The sequence below is a fragment of the Roseovarius sp. MMSF_3281 genome (genome assembly GCF_030733685.1).
Classification (GTDB): Bacteria; Pseudomonadota; Alphaproteobacteria; order Rhodobacterales; family Rhodobacteraceae; genus Roseovarius.
Map to the genome: position 1 here is coordinate 36015 of NZ_JASHIM010000017.1, position 15489 is coordinate 51503.

A 15489-nucleotide genomic window follows, 5' to 3' on the forward strand; every position below is an offset into this window, starting at 1 on the left:
GCAATGGCCGTTTCCAGGTCTGGCCCGACGGTTAGACAGGGTGTCGACGCGACGGCGCGATACGCTTCTGAAAGTTCCGGTTCGACAACCGCGAGCACCGGCTCGACCAGATCGATGCAGTGCCACAGTTCATCGGGGGCAAGCCGCCAGTTCAGGCAAGCGACAATCGCGCCGATTCCCGCCGCTGCAAGTTCGACCTCCAGGTATTCTGAGCGGTTATGCGACAGGATCGCGATCCTGTCTCCGGGCGCCACGCCTCGTGCCAGAAAGACAGCCGCCAGACGATCGACCCGCTCCAGCAGTTCTGCATAGGTCAGTTTCCTGCTGCCGTCCTCGATGGCGAGGGCGCGGGCGCAGTCATGTGCGCGGGTTCGAAAGATCGAATACAGATCAGCGCGCCCCGCGCGGATGACGTCGGTCAGCATGGTTTCCACCCCTTGCCCGGGCTTCGGTTCAGAGAACCTGCGCCAGGCGCACGCCTTCATCAATGGCGCGCAGCGCATCCAGTTCGGCGGCCTCCTTCGCCCCGCCGATCATCGTAACCGGGACGCCGCGCGCTACAACCTCTTTGGCCAGGGCCCGTTCCGGTTCCTGACCGGTGCATAGCACAATTGTATCGGCTGCGATGACCTTTGGCATTCCGTCCGCGACGATATGCAGCCCCGCATCGTCGATATGTTCATAGGTCACGCCGCCCATTGCCTCGACCCCATGTTTGCGCAGCGCGTTGCGCAGGATCCACCCTGTCGATACACCAAGCCCCGCGCCCGGTTTAGCGGTCTTGCGCTGCAGCATGACGACCTTGCGGCGCGACGGCTTCGGTGCCAGAGGGTCGCCCGCCAGGGCACCCGAGGAGACAAATTCGGGGTCCACACCCCAGGTTTCGCAAAAGACGTCGGAATTGGCGGTCTCGGCGGGTTTGGTCACTAGGAACTCGGCCACATCATGACCGATGCCCCCCGCCCCCATCACCACGACACGGTCGCCCGCCTCGCGGTCACCGGACAGAATTTCGGCGTAGGTCGCGACGCTGGGATGGTCGATACCCGGCAGGTCGGGAATGCGCGGCGTGACCCCGGTGGCGATGACCACATGGTCAAATCCCTCAAGATCGCTCGCCTCTGCCCGCTGTCCCAGACGCTGCGTGACCCCGTGTTTCTGCATCTGACCGGCATAATACCGCAGGGTTTCGTCGAATTCGTCCTTGCCTGGTGCGGCGCGGGCCAGATTCAGCTGACCGCCCAATTTGTCCTGCGTTTCGAACAGGGTGACATCGTGGCCCAGCCGCGCCGCCTCGGCGGCTGTGGCCATACCAGCGGCACCACCGCCGACGACGGCCACTTTCTTTGGCGCGTCGGTTGGCGTATCCTGGAATTCGGTTTCGCGCCCGGCCCTTGGATTGACCAGACATCCGACCGGCCGGTCCGAAAAAATGAAATCCAGGCAGGCCTGGTTGCAGGCAATGCAGGTGTTGATCTCGTCTGCGCGGCCCTCGCGCGCCTTTTTCACGAAATGCGGATCAGCAAGAAACGGTCGCGCCATCGAGATCATGTCCGCCTCGCCAGAGGCAAGTATGTCTTCGGCAAGCTGGGGTGTGTTGATCCGGTTCGAGGCAACTACCGGGATCGATACCGCCGCTTTGACGTTGGCTGCCGCCTTGCGCCAGGCACCGCGCGGCACCGGATAGGCGATCGTCGGCACGCGGGCCTCGTGCCAGCCGATGCCGGTGTTCAGGATATCCGCACCTGCAGCCTCGATCTTGCGGGCCAGTGCGGCAATTTCATCGGCGGGCGCGCCGCCCTCGACCAGATCGGCCGCCGAAATCCGGTAGATGACCAGAAACTCGGGGCCGCAACGTTCGCGCACCGCGCGCACGATATCGACCGGGAATCGGTGGCGGTTCGCGGCGCTGCCGCCCCAGCCGTCTTGGCGCTTGTTGGTGTGGGTGACGGTGAATTCGTTGATCAGGTATCCCTCGGACCCCATGATCTCGACGCCATCAAAGCCTGCGGCCAGCGCATTGGCGGCCGCCACGGCAAAATCCTCGATGGTACGGAGAATGTCGGCTTCGGTCATTTCACGCGGGATGAAACGGTTGATCGGGGCGCGGATCGGCGACGGGGCCACACACCCTTCGATCTTGGCATAGCGCCCGGCGTGGAGGAGTTGCGCGCAGATCAGGCTGCCTTCGGCCTGCACCGCCTCGCAGATCGGGCGCAGGTCAAGCGCTTCTTCCGGGTCATCGATTCTCGGACCTTCTGGATCGAATATGCCCTCGGCATTGGGCGAAAACCCGCCGGTGACCAGAATCGCCGCCTCCCCCCGCGCCCGCTCAGAGTAAAAAGCGACCTGTTTGGCTATGCCGTCAGGCTCGGTTTCCAACCGCGTGTGCATCGACCCCATGATGACACGATTTCGCAATGTATGCTGGCCTGCGCGGATGGGCGAGAGCATGGTTTCAAAGCTTCCATCTGGTCTATTTTTCACTTTGGTTCTCCTCCTCAAAACTGCACTTGATATACATTCTAACATTTGTTAGATTTTTGGAAAGAAGATTTTCGCTCACGGGGAGGAGCACCGATGCAATTCCAGCCTACAGACGATCAGAAGGCGTTTCGCGAGACCGCAAAGCGCTTCGCAACTGAAAGGCTTGCGCCCACATATCAAGAACGCGCCAGCGGCCATACATTCGACCGTGCGCTGATCAAGGAGATGGGCGCACTGGGGCTGATCGGGGCCGATCTGCCCGAGGAATTCGGGGGTCTCGGCGAAAGCTCTGTCACGTCAGGGCTGATCGTCGAAGAGATCGCCTATGCCGATTTCAACGCAAGTTACGTGCAGCTTCTGGGCTCTCTCATGGGCGGAATGGTTGCCAAACATGCCTCCAAGGACATCGCGTCGGAATGGGTGCCCAAGGTTGTTTCGGGTGATGCGGTCATTGGCCTGGGCCTGACAGAGCCGCGCGGCGGTTCGGATGCGGCGAACCTGATTCTGAGGGCCGAGAAATCCGGCAACGGCTGGCGGCTGAACGGTGAAAAGACATCCATGAGTTTTGCCAGTCAGGCGGATGCGGCGGTCGTCTTTGCCCGTACCGGCGATCCTGACGGCGGCTCACGCGGGGTCAGCGCCTTTTTCGTCGATCTGAACCAGGAAGGCATCAAGCGCACCCATTTTGACGACATCGGCACCAAGCCTGTCGGGCGCGGCTCGGTTTTCTTTGACGATGTTTTCGTGCCGGCTGAAAACATGATGGCGGAACAGGACCGTGCCTTTGGCACGATCATGGCGGGCTTCGACTATTCCCGCGCACTGATCGGGCTGGAGTGCCTGGGGGCCGCGCAAGCGTCGGTGGATGAAACCTGGGCCTACGTTCAGGAGCGCGAGGCATTCGGAGCCCCGATCGTGCAGTATCAGGGTGTCAGCTTTCCCTTGGCCGAGGCCGAGACCCAACTGACCATGATGCGCCAGCTTTGCTATTACACGCTGGACCTGCGCGACCGTGGCCTGCCCCACACCTCTCAGGCCGCCATGTGCAAATGGTACCTGCCCAAAACCGCCTGCGAGATCCTGCACCAGTGCCTGATCCTGCACGGACATTACGGCTACACCACCGACCTGCCCCACCACCAGCGCTACAACGATGTGCTCGGCTTGCAGATCGGTGACGGCACCGCGCAGATCCAGAAGCTGGTGATCGCCCGCGAGAAGGTCGGTCGCATGGCGCTGCAGTATGACAAGAAGGCGAAGGGAGCCTCGAAATGAGCGACCCCATCCTCGTCACTTCCGAGGGCAACACCGGCATCATCGAACTGGCCCGCCCCGAGAAATTCAATTGCCTATCACTTGAGGTGCATGAGCGCATTTCTGCTGCGCGGTCGGAATTCGAGGCGAACCCCGCTATTCGGGCGATCCTGATCCGGGCACAAGGCAAGAACTTTTGCACCGGCGCCGATCTGGTGGAAGTGAAAGGTAAATTGAACGATCCCGCCGCGCTGGACCATTTCATCGCCTTTGGCATGAACAACCTGCGTGCGCTCGAAACCTCCTCCCTCCCTGTCGTGGTGGCAGTGCAGGGGTTGTGTCTGGCCGGCGGGATCGAACTGATGCTGGCATGCGATGTGTGCTTTGCGGCCGAAAGCGCCCAGTTTGGCGATCAGCACGCGCAATTCGGGCTGATTCCCGGTTGGGGTGGCTCGCAGCGGTTGACACGGTTGATGGGGCAGCGCAGGGCGCTCGACCTGATGTTCTCGGCCCGCTGGCTCAAGTCGGACGAGGCCAAAGAGGCCGGATTGGTCAACTACATCGTGCCGGATGCGGATCTGCACAAGATCTCGCTGGAATACTGCGAGAAAATCGCCACCCGTTCACGTCCCGGCATCGCCGAGATGAAGCGGTTGGCGCGCGAAGGCGCGGACCTTGGTATCGACCAGCAGATGCGGCTTGAGCGCGATGCCGCCGTGCGCGCACTGCCCAGCGATGACGTGGCCGAGGGCCTCGACGCATTCGAGAACCGGCGCGCCCCCGAATTCAAGGCTTGAGGACGAACCATGGATTTCATTTTGAACGACGAACAACGCCAGATTTACGACTATGGCGGCCAGCTGGCGCAGAAGTTCGATAACGATTACTGGCTGAGACACGCACGCAAGCACGAGTTTCCGCACGAAATGTTCCGCCAGATCGCCGATGACGGCTTCCTCGGCATCATGGTGCCCGAGGAATATGGCGGCGCGGGCCTTGGCATGACCGAAATGGCCCTGTTCATGGAGGGCACCGCCAATCACGGCATTCCGCTTTTGATGATGGTGGTCGGGCCGACCATGTCGCTGGCCCATATCGCCAGCCACGGGAGCGAGTTCCACAAGAAAGAACTGCTGCCGGCTGCCTGCCGCGGTGATATCCAGTTCTGTTTCGCGATCACCGAACCGGGGGCCGGGTCGAACACGATGAAGGCGACTACGCTGGCCAAGCGTCGAGGCAACCGGTTCAGCCTGTCGGGCGAAAAGACCTTCATCACCGGGGCCGAAGTGGCCGACTACTGCCTCGTGGTGGCGCGGACCAAACCGCATACCGAGGTCAGCCGCAAGACCGACGGCTTTACCCTGTTCGCCGTGGACCTGAAGAAAAAAGGCGTCGACAAGCAGCGGGTGAAGATCTCGATCCCCCTGCCCGAGGAGCAGTGGACACTGTTCTTCGACGATGTGGATCTCGGCCCCGAGGATGTGGTCGGCGAGGTGGACGAAGGGTTCTCGATCCTGTTCGACAGCCTCAACCCCGAGCGTATCATCCTGGCCGCCTTGTGCTGCGGCATCGGCCGGTTCGCCCTGAACAAGGGCGTGGCCTATGCCTCCGAGCGCAATGTGTTCGGCCAACCCATCGGTGCGCACCAGGGCGTGCAGCACCCGATGGCCAAGGCGCACACAGCGGTCGAGATGGCCAGCCTGATGACCCGTCGCGCGGCATGGGAGTTCGACAACAAGCTGCCTGCCGGTGCGTCGTCGAACATGGCGAAATATGCCGCCGCCGAAGCCGGGATCGAAGCGGTCGACGCGGCGCTTCAGGCGCATGGTGGATCGGGCTTTACCGAAGATACGGGGCTTTATGAAATGTACCCGCTGGTCCGCCTGCTGCGCACAGCGCCGGTGAACCGCGAACTGTGCCTGAGCTTTATCGGCGAAAAGGTCATGGGCCTGCCACGATCCTATTGATCGCCACGGCTTGGAACGGAGAACGACATGCAATTTGGAATGCGCTTCCGGCGGGAAGATGCCGCCGACAAGGTAAATGATCGCTTCTGGCACGCGATCGAGGGCACGCCGCTCGACGAGACGCGCCGTATCCAGGAAGAGCGGCTGCGCGATCAGATGGCCTATCTCAAGGCAAACTCGACTTTCTATCAGGAGAAGTTCGCGAAAGCCGGTGTGGAATTCGACGATATCCGAACCATCGAAGACCTCCAGAAACTGCCCTATACCTACAAGACCGAGATCCGCGAAAGCCTGGCCGCCGAACCGCCGTTCGGCAAACACCGCGCCGCGCCCATGTACGAGATCATCCAGATGCAGGCCTCGTCGGGCACGACCGGCAGCCCCTCATATGTGGCCCTGACCGAATCCGACGCCGAAATGTGGCACGAGATGACGGCGCGCTGTTTCTTTGCCAATGGCGTGCGGCCGGGCGACATGGTGCTGCACGCGTTTTCGCTCGCCAAGGGCTTTGTCGGCGGCATCCCCGTGATGCAGGGATTGCAGTACATGGGCACGATCGATGTGCCGGTGGGCGCCGATGGCGGTGCGGAACGGCTGCTGCGCGCCTGCGCCGACACCCGTCCGCGTTGCGTGGTCGGCGCCCCGAACTTTGTGCTGCACCTGGCCGAAAAGGCTCCCGAGGTGCTGGGATGCAAGGCCAGCGAACTGGGTATCGAGCGCGTGATCGTCGGCGGCGAACCCGGCGGCGGCATTCCCGCAATTCGGGCAAAGATCGAAAAGGCCTGGGGTGCGAAATGCACCGAGATGCTGGGCGGCACCGATCTGGGCGTGACATACTGGGCCGAGTGCGACGCCCAGTCGGGTATGCACATGGTCAACATGGATTATGTCCTGACCGAGCTGCTCGACCCGGAGAGCGGCAGGATCATTCCCTGGAAAAAAGGCGCAGAAGGCGAGATGGTCTATACCGCGCTCGGCCGCCAGGCGAGCCCACTCGTGCGGTTCCGGTCAGGCGATTATATCGAAGTGATCGATACCGAATGCTCCTGCGGCCGCACCGGACCCAAGATCCGTTGCACCGGCCGCACCGACGACATGCTGATTGTGCGCGGGGCCAATGTCTTCCCGTCGGCCATCAACAGCATCATTACCGAAATGGTGCCGGACACCAACGGCGTCATGCGCATCGTGGCCGATTTCGAGGGCCACACCACGCAGGGCGCGCTGACGGTGATTGTCGAACGCGGCCCCAATCGCGATCCGGCCGACGACGTCACCCTCAAAAAGAAAATTGAGCAGCGGCTGCGCGACTCCTTGGTCTTCAAGGCCGACGTTCACCTGGTTGCGGCCGACACTTTCGAAAAACCTGGCGCCGCTAAGGTCGCCTTCGTTCTCAGGAAATATCCAGACCTGCCATGACTAGAATGAAATCCCTTCTCGACAGCGGATCGGACGACTTCCGCGCCAACGACGTGTCTTACCGCGAAAAGGTCGATGAACTACATGCCCTCCGGCTCTCACAGCGCGTCGGCGGCCCCGAAATGGCGCGCAAACGTCATGTGGACAAAGGCAAAATCCTGCCGCGCGAACGGATCGAACGGCTGATCGACCCGGGCACACCATTTCTGGAACTCGGCGAGTTGGCCGGACTGAATATGCACAAGGGAGTTCCACCCGGCGCCGGCATCATCACCGGTATTGGCGTGATCGAAGGCCGTCAGTGCATGATCATCGCCAATGATGCCACCGTAAAGGGCGGCACCTATTTCGGGATCACCTGCCGCAAACACGTCCGGGCACAGAAAATTGCCTGGAAAAACCGCCTGCCCGTCATCACCCTCGTGGACTCCGGCGGTGCCTTCCTGCCCGACCAGGCCAACCTTTTCCCCGACGAAGGCCAGTTCGGCTCCATCTTTCACCAACAGATCGGCATGTCTGGCGATGGTGTGCCGCAAATCGCCGTGGTCATGGGGCCCTGCACCGCGGGTGGTGCCTATATCCCCGCGCTCTGTGACGAAGTGGTGATCGTGCGCGGTCAGGGCTTTATGTATCTGGGCGGACCGGAATTGACCTTTGCCGCAACCGGCGAAAAGGTCGAAGCCGAAGAACTGGGTGGCGGCAAGATGCATTCGTCGGTCTCCGGTGTGACAGACCATTTGGCCGAAGATGACGCCCACGCTCTGGCCATCACGCGCGAAATTGTCAGCCATCTTGGCGAAAAACCCCAACCCCGCAAGACGCCCGAAGCGCCCCGTGCGCCCGCCTACCCGGTCGAAGAGATTTATGGACTCATCAGCCGCGACCCCAAGGTGCCGACCGACAACCGCGAAATCGTGGCTCGGTTGGTCGATGAGAGCGATTTTCACGAATTCAAGCCGCTTTATGGCGACACGATCATGACCGGCTGGGGGCGCATCCACGGCCACGAGGTCGGGATCATCGCCAATACAGGCGTGCTTTTCGTCGAAGCCGCGCTGAAGGCGACGCATTTCATCAATCTCTGCGTCCAGCGTGATATTCCGCTGCTGTTCCTGGCCGATGTGAACGGCTTCATGGTGGGCCGCGAGGTCGAGCAGATGGGCATTGCCAAGGCTGGCGCCAAGATGATCACGGCCATGTCTTCGGCCCGGGTGCCGAAATTCACAATCATCACCGGTGGCTCTTACGGGGCCGGATACCTGGCGATGCTGGGCCGCCCGTTCCAGCCGGACGCAATGTTCGCCTGGCCGACGGGACGGTCGGCAATCATGGGGCCGGAACAGGCCGCCAGCGTGCTGGCTCAGGTCCGCGCGCAGATCAACGAACGCGAAGGCAAAAGCTGGACCCCCGAGGAGGAGGAAGCCTTCAAGGCACCGATCCGCAAGGAATACGAAGATTTTCAGGGAGCCTATAATTTTGCTTCCAACCTTTGGATCGACAGCGTGATCGAGCCCTGTGAGACCCGTGACGTCATGGCGCTGATGCTGGATGTGACATCGCGCAGACCCAAGGTCGATACCAACTTCGGCGTGTTCAGGATGTGAGGAGCGAACCGTGAAAATCAAAACGCTTCTGATCGCCAACCGCGGCGAAATTGCCTGCCGGATCGCGCGCACCGCGCGGGCCAGCGGTATCACCCCTGTCGGCGTGCATTCGCAGGCCGATGCCAATGCCCTGCATGTCCGCGAGATCGGCAAATCTGTCTGTATCGGTGCCGGGCCTGCATCCGAGAGCTATCTGAAAATCGACGCGGTGATTGCCGCTGCGCAATCGGTGGGCGCGGATGCGATCCATCCCGGTTACGGCTTTCTGGCCGAAAACCCCGATTTTGCCCGCGCGGTCGAAGCCGCCGGCATGATCTTCATGGGGCCGACGCCGGAAACGCTTGAACGTTTCGGCGACAAGGCCAGCGCCAAAGAGGCCGCCGTGGCGGCCAGCGTCCCGGTGATTTCGGGCACCGAAGGTGCGCGGTCCGATCCCGAGCAGATTGCCGAGGAGGTGCGCCAAATGGGCCTGCCGGTGCTGCTCAAGGCTGTCGGCGGCGGTGGTGGGCGAGGGCAACGGCTCGTCACCGACGAAACCACGCTGGTCGAGGACATCGAAGGCGCGCTGCGCGAAGCAAAATCCACCTTCGGCTCCGAAGGGCTGCTGTTGGAGCGTTTCCTGCCCGAGGCGCGCCATGTTGAAGTGCAGATCGCAGGTGACGGCAAGGGCCATGTGGTGCATCTGTTCGAACGCGATTGCACGCTTCAGCGCCGCCACCAGAAGGTCATCGAGGAAGCCCCGGCCTGGGGTCTGCCCCGGACGCTTATGGACGACATCGCGCGCGACGCGGTGCGCCTTGGTGAAACGCTGGACTATCGCGGTCTGGGCACGGTCGAATTTCTGGTCGCGGGGGACGAGTATTTCTTCCTTGAGGTGAACCCGCGCATTCAGGTGGAACATCCCGTCACCGAAGCGATCACCGGGCTGGACCTTGTCGCGCTTCACCTGCGGATTGCCGAAGGCGCGGGCCTTGGACTGGTGCAGGACGATCTGACGATCAACGGCCACGCGGTCGAGGCGCGGCTTTACGCCGAAGATCCGGCGATGCAATTCGCTCCGTCGACGGGCACGCTCTCCACGCTCAGCCTGCCATCGGGCCTGCGCATCGACAGCGGCGTCGAGGAAGGCGATGCCGTCACGCCCTATTACGATCCGATGATCGCCAAGCTGATCGTGCACGCGCCCGACCGGGAAACCGCATTGGCACGTCTGGCCACGGCGCTTGATCATGTCGCGGTCGAAGGTGTCGAGACCAATCGCGCCTTTCTAACGGCGCTGGCGCGAAACCATGAATTCGAACGGATGCAGGTGCATACCCGCTGGATCGACGGCAGGCTGGATGAGCTGACACAAGCACCCGGACTGACCCGCCCCGATCTGTGGAAAGCGACCGCTGCCATTCTCTTCGTGACCCAGTCGCGCAGCGACACAAACGCCAATCCCTGGACCAACCGTGATGCCTTTACCGGCTGGCGGCTTGGCCTGGGCGGTGATGCGATTGAAGCGGGGCAGCGCGTGACGCTTACCGATTCTGACGAGGTATCCGAAGAACTGCGCATCGGCCCTGTCAAACCGGGCGCCAAGTACACCGTCCATTCGGAAAACGGCGAGGCGCTGACACTGTCGGCATGTGAACTGACCCCGGGCCGTTGGCGTGTCGGCGAAGGCGACACCGTCCATCTGATCGACGCGCGCCTGCACGCGGGCGTGATCGAACTGGACACGCCCGAAGGTCGCCTGGTCTTCCGCCCCGCCGCGCCCCTTGCTTTTGCCGGCGGCGATGCCGCGGCGGATCGCGCCGTGACCTCTCCGCTGACCGGAATGATTGTCGAAATCAAGGTCTCCGATGGTCAGAGCGTGGCCGAAGGCGAAGTGGTCGCGGTCATGGAATCCATGAAACTCGAAATCTCGATCCGGGCGGCCGCGGCCGGGATCGCCAGCAATATATCCGTCTCGAATGGAGACATGGTCGATCGTGGCCAAGTCATCGCCGAGATTCTGCCATCCGAGGAGTGATGAAATGAGCGACTTTCCCAAATTCGTCGAGTTTCGCGAAGAAGGCCCGCGTGAGGGTTTTCAGATCGAAAAGAAGATTTATCCGATCGAAGAGCGGATCGAACTGATCGACATGCTCAGCGAAACCGGTCTGAAGCGCATTCAGGTTGGCAGTTTCGTCAGCCCGAAATACGTGCCGCAAATGGCCGACACCGGCGAGTTGTTCCAGCGTATCAAGCGCGAACCGGGCGTGAATTACACATCGCTGTGGCTGAACGACAAAGGGTTTCGCAAGGCCCTGACCGCGCATGAGGTCGATATCGACCCGCGTCTGCTGTTCTATCCCTCCGAGGCATTCGCCCAATCGAACAACAATTGTTCCTCGGCGGAGATGCGGGAAAAACAACGTGACTGGGTCCGTCTTTACAAGGAAGAAGGATATACGGTCGACGCGGCCTATGTGATGACTGCCTTCGGCTGCAACCTCGAAGGCCCCATCCCCCAAGAACGCATCTTGGACGATTTCCGCTTCATTCTTCAGCTGTGCGAGGAAGAGGACATCCCCGTGCCGATCCTTGTGATCGCCGACACAATGGGCTGGGGAAACCCCGAGGCGGTCAAACGCATGATCGGCGCCCTGCGCGAATTGGCGCCCGAGGCGCGCATCGGTATGCACATCCATGACACACGTGGGCTGGGGATCGCCAACGTTTGTGCCGCCCTGTCGATGGGCGTGGACATGTTCGAAAGCTCGGTCGCCGGTCTTGGCGGCTGTCCTTTCGCGGGCCACGGCCACGCGCGCGCCGCCGGCAACGTCTGCACCGAGGATGCAGTGTTCCTGTGTCACGAACTGGGCATCGAAACCGGCATTGATCTGGACAAGCTGATCGCGGCGGCGCTCAAGGCCGAAGAAATCATCGGCGTGCCGCTGATGGGCCGGGTCATGCATACCGGCGGGTTGGACAAATACCGCAAGTCACGCTGAGGGAGCAAGAAGATGACAAAAGCACTTGACGGAAAGGTGGTTCTGGTCACCGGGGCCGGCGGTGGGATCGGGCGCGACATCGCCTTGATGGCAGCCGCGGAAGGCGCTGCTGTTGTGGTTAACGATCTGGGGGCGTCGCTGAAAGGCACAGGCCAGACCGAAAGCGCGGCGCAGAAGGTTGTTGCCGAGATCAGGGCGGCGGGCGGCGATGCGATCGCCGATGGCGGCAACGTCACCGATCCGGACGCCGCGCGCGCGATGATCGAGGCGGGTGTCAAGGAATTCGGCCGCATCGACGCGGTGGTGAACAACGCCGGCATCCTGCGCGACGGTTACTTCCACAAGATGACCTACGAGGATTTCGACGCGGTTGTGAAGGTCCATCTCTATGGCGCCTTCAACACCAGCCGTGCAGCGGCCGATTATTTCCGCGGACAAGAGGGCGGTGCTCTGGTGCACATGACCTCGACCTCGGGGCTGATCGGCAATCTGGCGCAGGCGAATTACGCGGCGGCAAAGCTGGGCATTGCGGCCTTCTCGAAATCGGTCGCGCTCGACCTGAAACGCTGGAACGTGCGGTCAAACTGCATCGCGCCCTTCGCCTGGAGCCGGATGATCTCGTCGATCAAGACAGACACCCCGGAACAGGTGGCACGGGTCGAAAAGATCAAGGAGATGACACCGGCCAAGGTTGCACCGATGGCCTGTTTCCTGATGAGCGACCGCGCGGCTGACGTGTCAGGACAAATCTTTGCGGTTCGCAAGAACGAGATCTTCCTGTTCAACCAGCCCCGCCCGGTGCGGTCAGTTCATTCCGGTGATGGCTGGACCGCCGATGAAATCGCCGATCGCGCCATTCCCGCGCTCAAATCGCAGTTCACGCCGCTCGAAGTTTCGGCGGATGTCTTTTCGTGGGATCCGGTCTAATGGGAAAACGCAAAGAAAAAATCAGCTCCGACATTGCCTGGAGCACCTCTGACAAGATCAGCGTGCGCGGGCTCGATCTGCCCAACGAGATCCTTGGCCACATGAACCTCGGCGATCTGGCGTTTCTGCAGTTGACGGGTCGCAAGGCCACACCCGAGGAAAGCCGGGTGTTCAACGCCATCGTCGTTACCCTGGTCGAACATGGCATCACGCCGTCGGCCCTGGCGGCGCGGATGACCTATATGGGGGCGCCGGAATCGCTTCAGGCGGCTGTGGCGGCTGGCTTGTGTGGGCTGGGCACCGTCTTTGTCGGTTCTATGGAAGGTGCCTCGAAAATGCTTTACGAAGCACTGCCACAGGACAAGTTGGGCACCGGTGTCGATCTGGATGCGCTGGCCGTCGAGACGGTGGAAAAATTCCGCGCCCGCAAGATGATCGTGCCGGGGCTCGGGCATCCGGTGCACAAACCGGTCGATCCGCGCACACCTCGCCTGTTCCAGATCGCTGCCGAGAACGGCAAGTCCGGTGAATACATCGAGTTGATCCAGAAAGTTCAGGCCGTTGCCGAAGAAAAATCGGGTAAGATGCTGCCGATTAACGCCACCGGGGCGATCGGAGCAATCTGCTGTGAATTTGGCTTCCCCTGGAAGATCGTGCGGGGCTTTGGCGTCATGGCACGCGCCATCGGTCTGGTCGGTCATATCCTCGAAGAGAGCGAAAACCCGATTTCCTATGAGCTTTGGCAGCGTGCCGAGCAGGAAATTCTTGAAACGTCGGGTCCGGGAGCGAAGTAACCGATGCAGACGTCAGCCCCAGACACTCACACCGATCTGCGCGACGCCTTGCGCGCACTTTGCGCGCAGTTTCCGCCAGAATATCATCGCAAGTTCGGCGAAAACGAAACCTACCCCGAGGAATTCGTCGATGCGCTGACCCGCGAGGGCTGGCTTGCCGCAATGATCCCCGAGGAATACGGCGGCTCGGGTCTGGGCCTGACGGAAGCCTCGATCATCATGGAGGAGGTGAACCGCTGCGGCGGAAACGCGGGCCATTGCCACGGGCAGATGTATAACATGGGCACGCTTCTGCGACATGGTTCGGATGAGCAAAAGCAGACATACCTGTCCGGTATTGCCAGCGGCGCGTTGCGCCTGCAATCCATGGCCGTGACCGAACCGACAACCGGGACCGACACCACCAAACTGAAGACCACCGCGGTCAAGAAGGGTGACCGGTATGAGATCAATGGCCAGAAGGTCTGGATCAGCCGTATCCAGCATTCTGACCTGATGATCCTGCTGGCACGCACCACGCCGTTGAACGAGGTCACGAAAAAGTCGCAGGGCCTGTCGATCTTTATGGTCGATCTGAAAGAGGCCATCGGCAACGGGATGGAGGTCCGCCCCATCGCCAATATGCCCGGCCACGAAACCAATGAAGTGTTTTTCGACAACCTGGAAATCCCCGCCGAGAACCTGATTGGGACCGAGGGGCGCGGATTTTACCATATTCTTGACGGGCTGAATGCCGAACGGACCCTGATTGCGGCGGAATGTATCGGTGATGGATACTGGTTCGTTGACAAGGCCCGCACCTATGCCGGCGACCGCATGGTCTTTGACCGCCCCATCGGCCAGAACCAGGGCGTGCAATTCCCTATCGCCAGGTCCTATGTGAACATCGAGGCCGCCAATCTGATGCGCTTTGAAGCCTGCAGGCGGTTCGATGCTGGGCTGGATTGCGGAGCACAGGCGAATATGGCAAAGCTGCTGGCTTCGGAGGCCAGCTGGGAAGCGGCCAATGCCTGCATCCAGACCCATGGTGGCTTCGGTTTCGCACGGGAGTACGATGTCGAGCGCAAGTTCCGCGAGGCCCGGCTGTATCAGGTGGCCCCGATCTCGACCAACCTGATCCTGTCCTATGTCGGCGAACATATCCTCGGCATGCCGCGATCCTTCTGAAGACCAGAAACATGGGTGAGATTGAACTTGACGCGCTGGCGCCCTGGATGGGACGCACCGAGACTAAGGAAGATGTTCTGACGCAGGGGCTGATCGACAAATTCCGCGCCACGCTCGGTCCGCATCTTTGGGACGGAGCGGGCGATGTCCCGCTGGGAATTCATTGGTGCATTGCCCTTGATACCGTGCCAGCTGCCGCCCTTTCAGCAGACGGCCATGCCGCGAGGGGTGGATTTCTGCCCCCTGTTCCGCTGCCCGCCCGCATGTGGGCGGGCGGCGATGTTACGCATATCGCGCCGCTGACAATCGGCGAAACCATCACCCGACACTCTTCGATCAGGGATGTTGTGGCCAAGCAGGGCCGTAGTGGACCATTGGTCTTTGTGACCGTCGAACATGAGTATCTGAGTGGCAACCGGCTTTGTATCCGGGAGCAGCAATCGATCGTTTATCGTGAGATTTCCACCCCCCGCACGGGCGAGAGCGCAGCTGACGCGGGTGACCCCACCACGCTTAGATCGACGCTGACACCGGATCCTGTTCTTCTGTTTCGCTATTCGGCGCTGACGTTCAATGCCCATCGCATTCACTATGATTACCTCTACGCCACCGAAACCGAAGCCTATTCCGGACTTGTTGTGCATGGCCCATTGCAGGCCACGCTGCTTCTGAATCTGGCGGCGGATGCGTTGAAAACATCGCCCCACCGGTTTTCGTTCCGCGGCCTCGCGCCACTCACCCTGCCCTGCGAATTGCAACTGCACAATGAAGAGACCGGCACCTCCGGGACAGTCTGGTGTCAGGATCAAAACGGTCTTCGAAGCTTTTCCGCAGAGTACGCGGCTGTCTGATCGGTTTCCTTTGGTAGCGGATTCAGTTGTTGACCAAT

Annotated in this window: 12 protein-coding genes and 1 pseudogene; 11 read left to right on the top strand and 2 right to left on the bottom strand. The window is 61.3% G+C overall.

What is annotated here, in order from left to right; translation table 11 throughout:
* Positions 1-122: 122 nt before the first annotated feature.
* Together RBB32_RS15310 and RBB32_RS15315 are read right to left on the bottom strand one after the other, a co-directional pair.
* Positions 123-503 (bottom strand): annotated as a pseudogene (locus tag RBB32_RS15310) (AMP-binding protein); the annotation flags it as partial.
* Positions 454-2454 carry an NADPH-dependent 2,4-dienoyl-CoA reductase gene (locus RBB32_RS15315; protein WP_306154070.1) on the bottom strand — a complete coding sequence of 667 codons (2001 nt, stop codon included), beginning with the start codon at positions 2452-2454 and terminating at the stop codon, positions 454-456. The pseudogene RBB32_RS15310 and the gene RBB32_RS15315, both read right to left, overlap by 50 nt.
* Positions 2455-2580: 126 nt before the next feature.
* Between RBB32_RS15315 and RBB32_RS15320 the strand changes: the two genes are divergently transcribed.
* The 11 genes from RBB32_RS15320 to RBB32_RS15370 are packed head-to-tail and all read left to right on the top strand — an operon-like array spanning position 2581 to position 15451.
* Positions 2581-3762: an acyl-CoA dehydrogenase family protein gene (locus tag RBB32_RS15320; RefSeq protein WP_209259008.1), complete on the top strand. Its 1182-nt coding sequence runs from the start codon at positions 2581-2583 to the stop codon at positions 3760-3762.
* Positions 3759-4538, top strand: coding sequence for an enoyl-CoA hydratase/isomerase family protein (locus RBB32_RS15325; protein WP_209259009.1), 780 nt, complete (start codon positions 3759-3761; stop codon positions 4536-4538). Before RBB32_RS15320 ends, RBB32_RS15325 begins: the two co-directional genes overlap by 4 nt.
* Positions 4539-4547: 9 nt before the next feature.
* Positions 4548-5708, top strand: a complete 1161-nt coding sequence (locus RBB32_RS15330) for an acyl-CoA dehydrogenase family protein (RefSeq protein WP_027264402.1) — start codon at positions 4548-4550, stop codon at positions 5706-5708.
* 27 nt (positions 5709-5735) lie between these two features.
* Positions 5736-7127, top strand: coding sequence for a phenylacetate--CoA ligase family protein (locus RBB32_RS15335; RefSeq protein ID WP_306154001.1), 1392 nt, complete (start codon positions 5736-5738; stop codon positions 7125-7127).
* Positions 7124-8731, top strand: coding sequence for an acyl-CoA carboxylase subunit beta (locus tag RBB32_RS15340; protein WP_306154003.1), 1608 nt, complete (start codon positions 7124-7126; stop codon positions 8729-8731). The genes RBB32_RS15335 and RBB32_RS15340 overlap by 4 nt, the downstream gene beginning before the upstream one ends.
* Positions 8732-8741: 10 nt before the next feature.
* Entirely contained in the window at positions 8742-10748 is a 2007-nt protein-coding gene (locus RBB32_RS15345; RefSeq protein WP_306154005.1) for a biotin carboxylase N-terminal domain-containing protein, read from the top strand.
* 4 nt (positions 10749-10752) lie between these two features.
* The gene (locus RBB32_RS15350) at positions 10753-11712 is read left to right on the top strand and encodes a hydroxymethylglutaryl-CoA lyase (RefSeq protein ID WP_306154007.1); all 960 of its coding nucleotides are present in this window, start codon (positions 10753-10755) and stop codon (positions 11710-11712) included.
* 12 nt (positions 11713-11724) lie between these two features.
* The gene (locus RBB32_RS15355) at positions 11725-12639 is read left to right on the top strand and encodes an SDR family NAD(P)-dependent oxidoreductase (RefSeq protein WP_306154010.1); all 915 of its coding nucleotides are present in this window, start codon (positions 11725-11727) and stop codon (positions 12637-12639) included.
* A complete protein-coding gene (locus RBB32_RS15360; protein WP_306154011.1) occupies positions 12639-13433 on the top strand; it encodes a citryl-CoA lyase in 795 nt (264 codons plus the stop codon). Before RBB32_RS15355 ends, RBB32_RS15360 begins: the two co-directional genes overlap by 1 nt.
* A 3-nt stretch (positions 13434-13436) precedes the next feature.
* Positions 13437-14600 carry an acyl-CoA dehydrogenase family protein gene (locus RBB32_RS15365; protein WP_306154012.1) on the top strand — a complete coding sequence of 388 codons (1164 nt, stop codon included), beginning with the start codon at positions 13437-13439 and terminating at the stop codon, positions 14598-14600.
* 11 nt (positions 14601-14611) lie between these two features.
* Positions 14612-15451 carry a MaoC family dehydratase N-terminal domain-containing protein gene (locus RBB32_RS15370; protein WP_306154014.1) on the top strand — a complete coding sequence of 280 codons (840 nt, stop codon included), beginning with the start codon at positions 14612-14614 and terminating at the stop codon, positions 15449-15451.
* The last annotated feature ends 38 nt before the right edge of the window (positions 15452-15489 follow it).

Coding starts and splice junctions, on each gene's coding strand:
- RBB32_RS15335 (WP_306154001.1), top strand. CDS start 5,736: ATGCAATTTGGAATGCGCTTCCGGCGGGAAGATGCCGCCGACAAGGTA.
- RBB32_RS15330 (WP_027264402.1), top strand. CDS start 4,548: ATGGATTTCATTTTGAACGACGAACAACGCCAGATTTACGACTATGGC.
- RBB32_RS15365 (WP_306154012.1), top strand. CDS start 13,437: ATGCAGACGTCAGCCCCAGACACTCACACCGATCTGCGCGACGCCTTG.
- RBB32_RS15360 (WP_306154011.1), top strand. CDS start 12,639: ATGGGAAAACGCAAAGAAAAAATCAGCTCCGACATTGCCTGGAGCACC.
- RBB32_RS15350 (WP_306154007.1), top strand. CDS start 10,753: ATGAGCGACTTTCCCAAATTCGTCGAGTTTCGCGAAGAAGGCCCGCGT.
- RBB32_RS15325 (WP_209259009.1), top strand. CDS start 3,759: ATGAGCGACCCCATCCTCGTCACTTCCGAGGGCAACACCGGCATCATC.
- RBB32_RS15320 (WP_209259008.1), top strand. CDS start 2,581: ATGCAATTCCAGCCTACAGACGATCAGAAGGCGTTTCGCGAGACCGCA.
- RBB32_RS15355 (WP_306154010.1), top strand. CDS start 11,725: ATGACAAAAGCACTTGACGGAAAGGTGGTTCTGGTCACCGGGGCCGGC.
- RBB32_RS15340 (WP_306154003.1), top strand. CDS start 7,124: ATGACTAGAATGAAATCCCTTCTCGACAGCGGATCGGACGACTTCCGC.
- RBB32_RS15315 (WP_306154070.1), bottom strand. CDS start 2,454: ATGCTCTCGCCCATCCGCGCAGGCCAGCATACATTGCGAAATCGTGTC.
- RBB32_RS15370 (WP_306154014.1), top strand. CDS start 14,612: ATGGGTGAGATTGAACTTGACGCGCTGGCGCCCTGGATGGGACGCACC.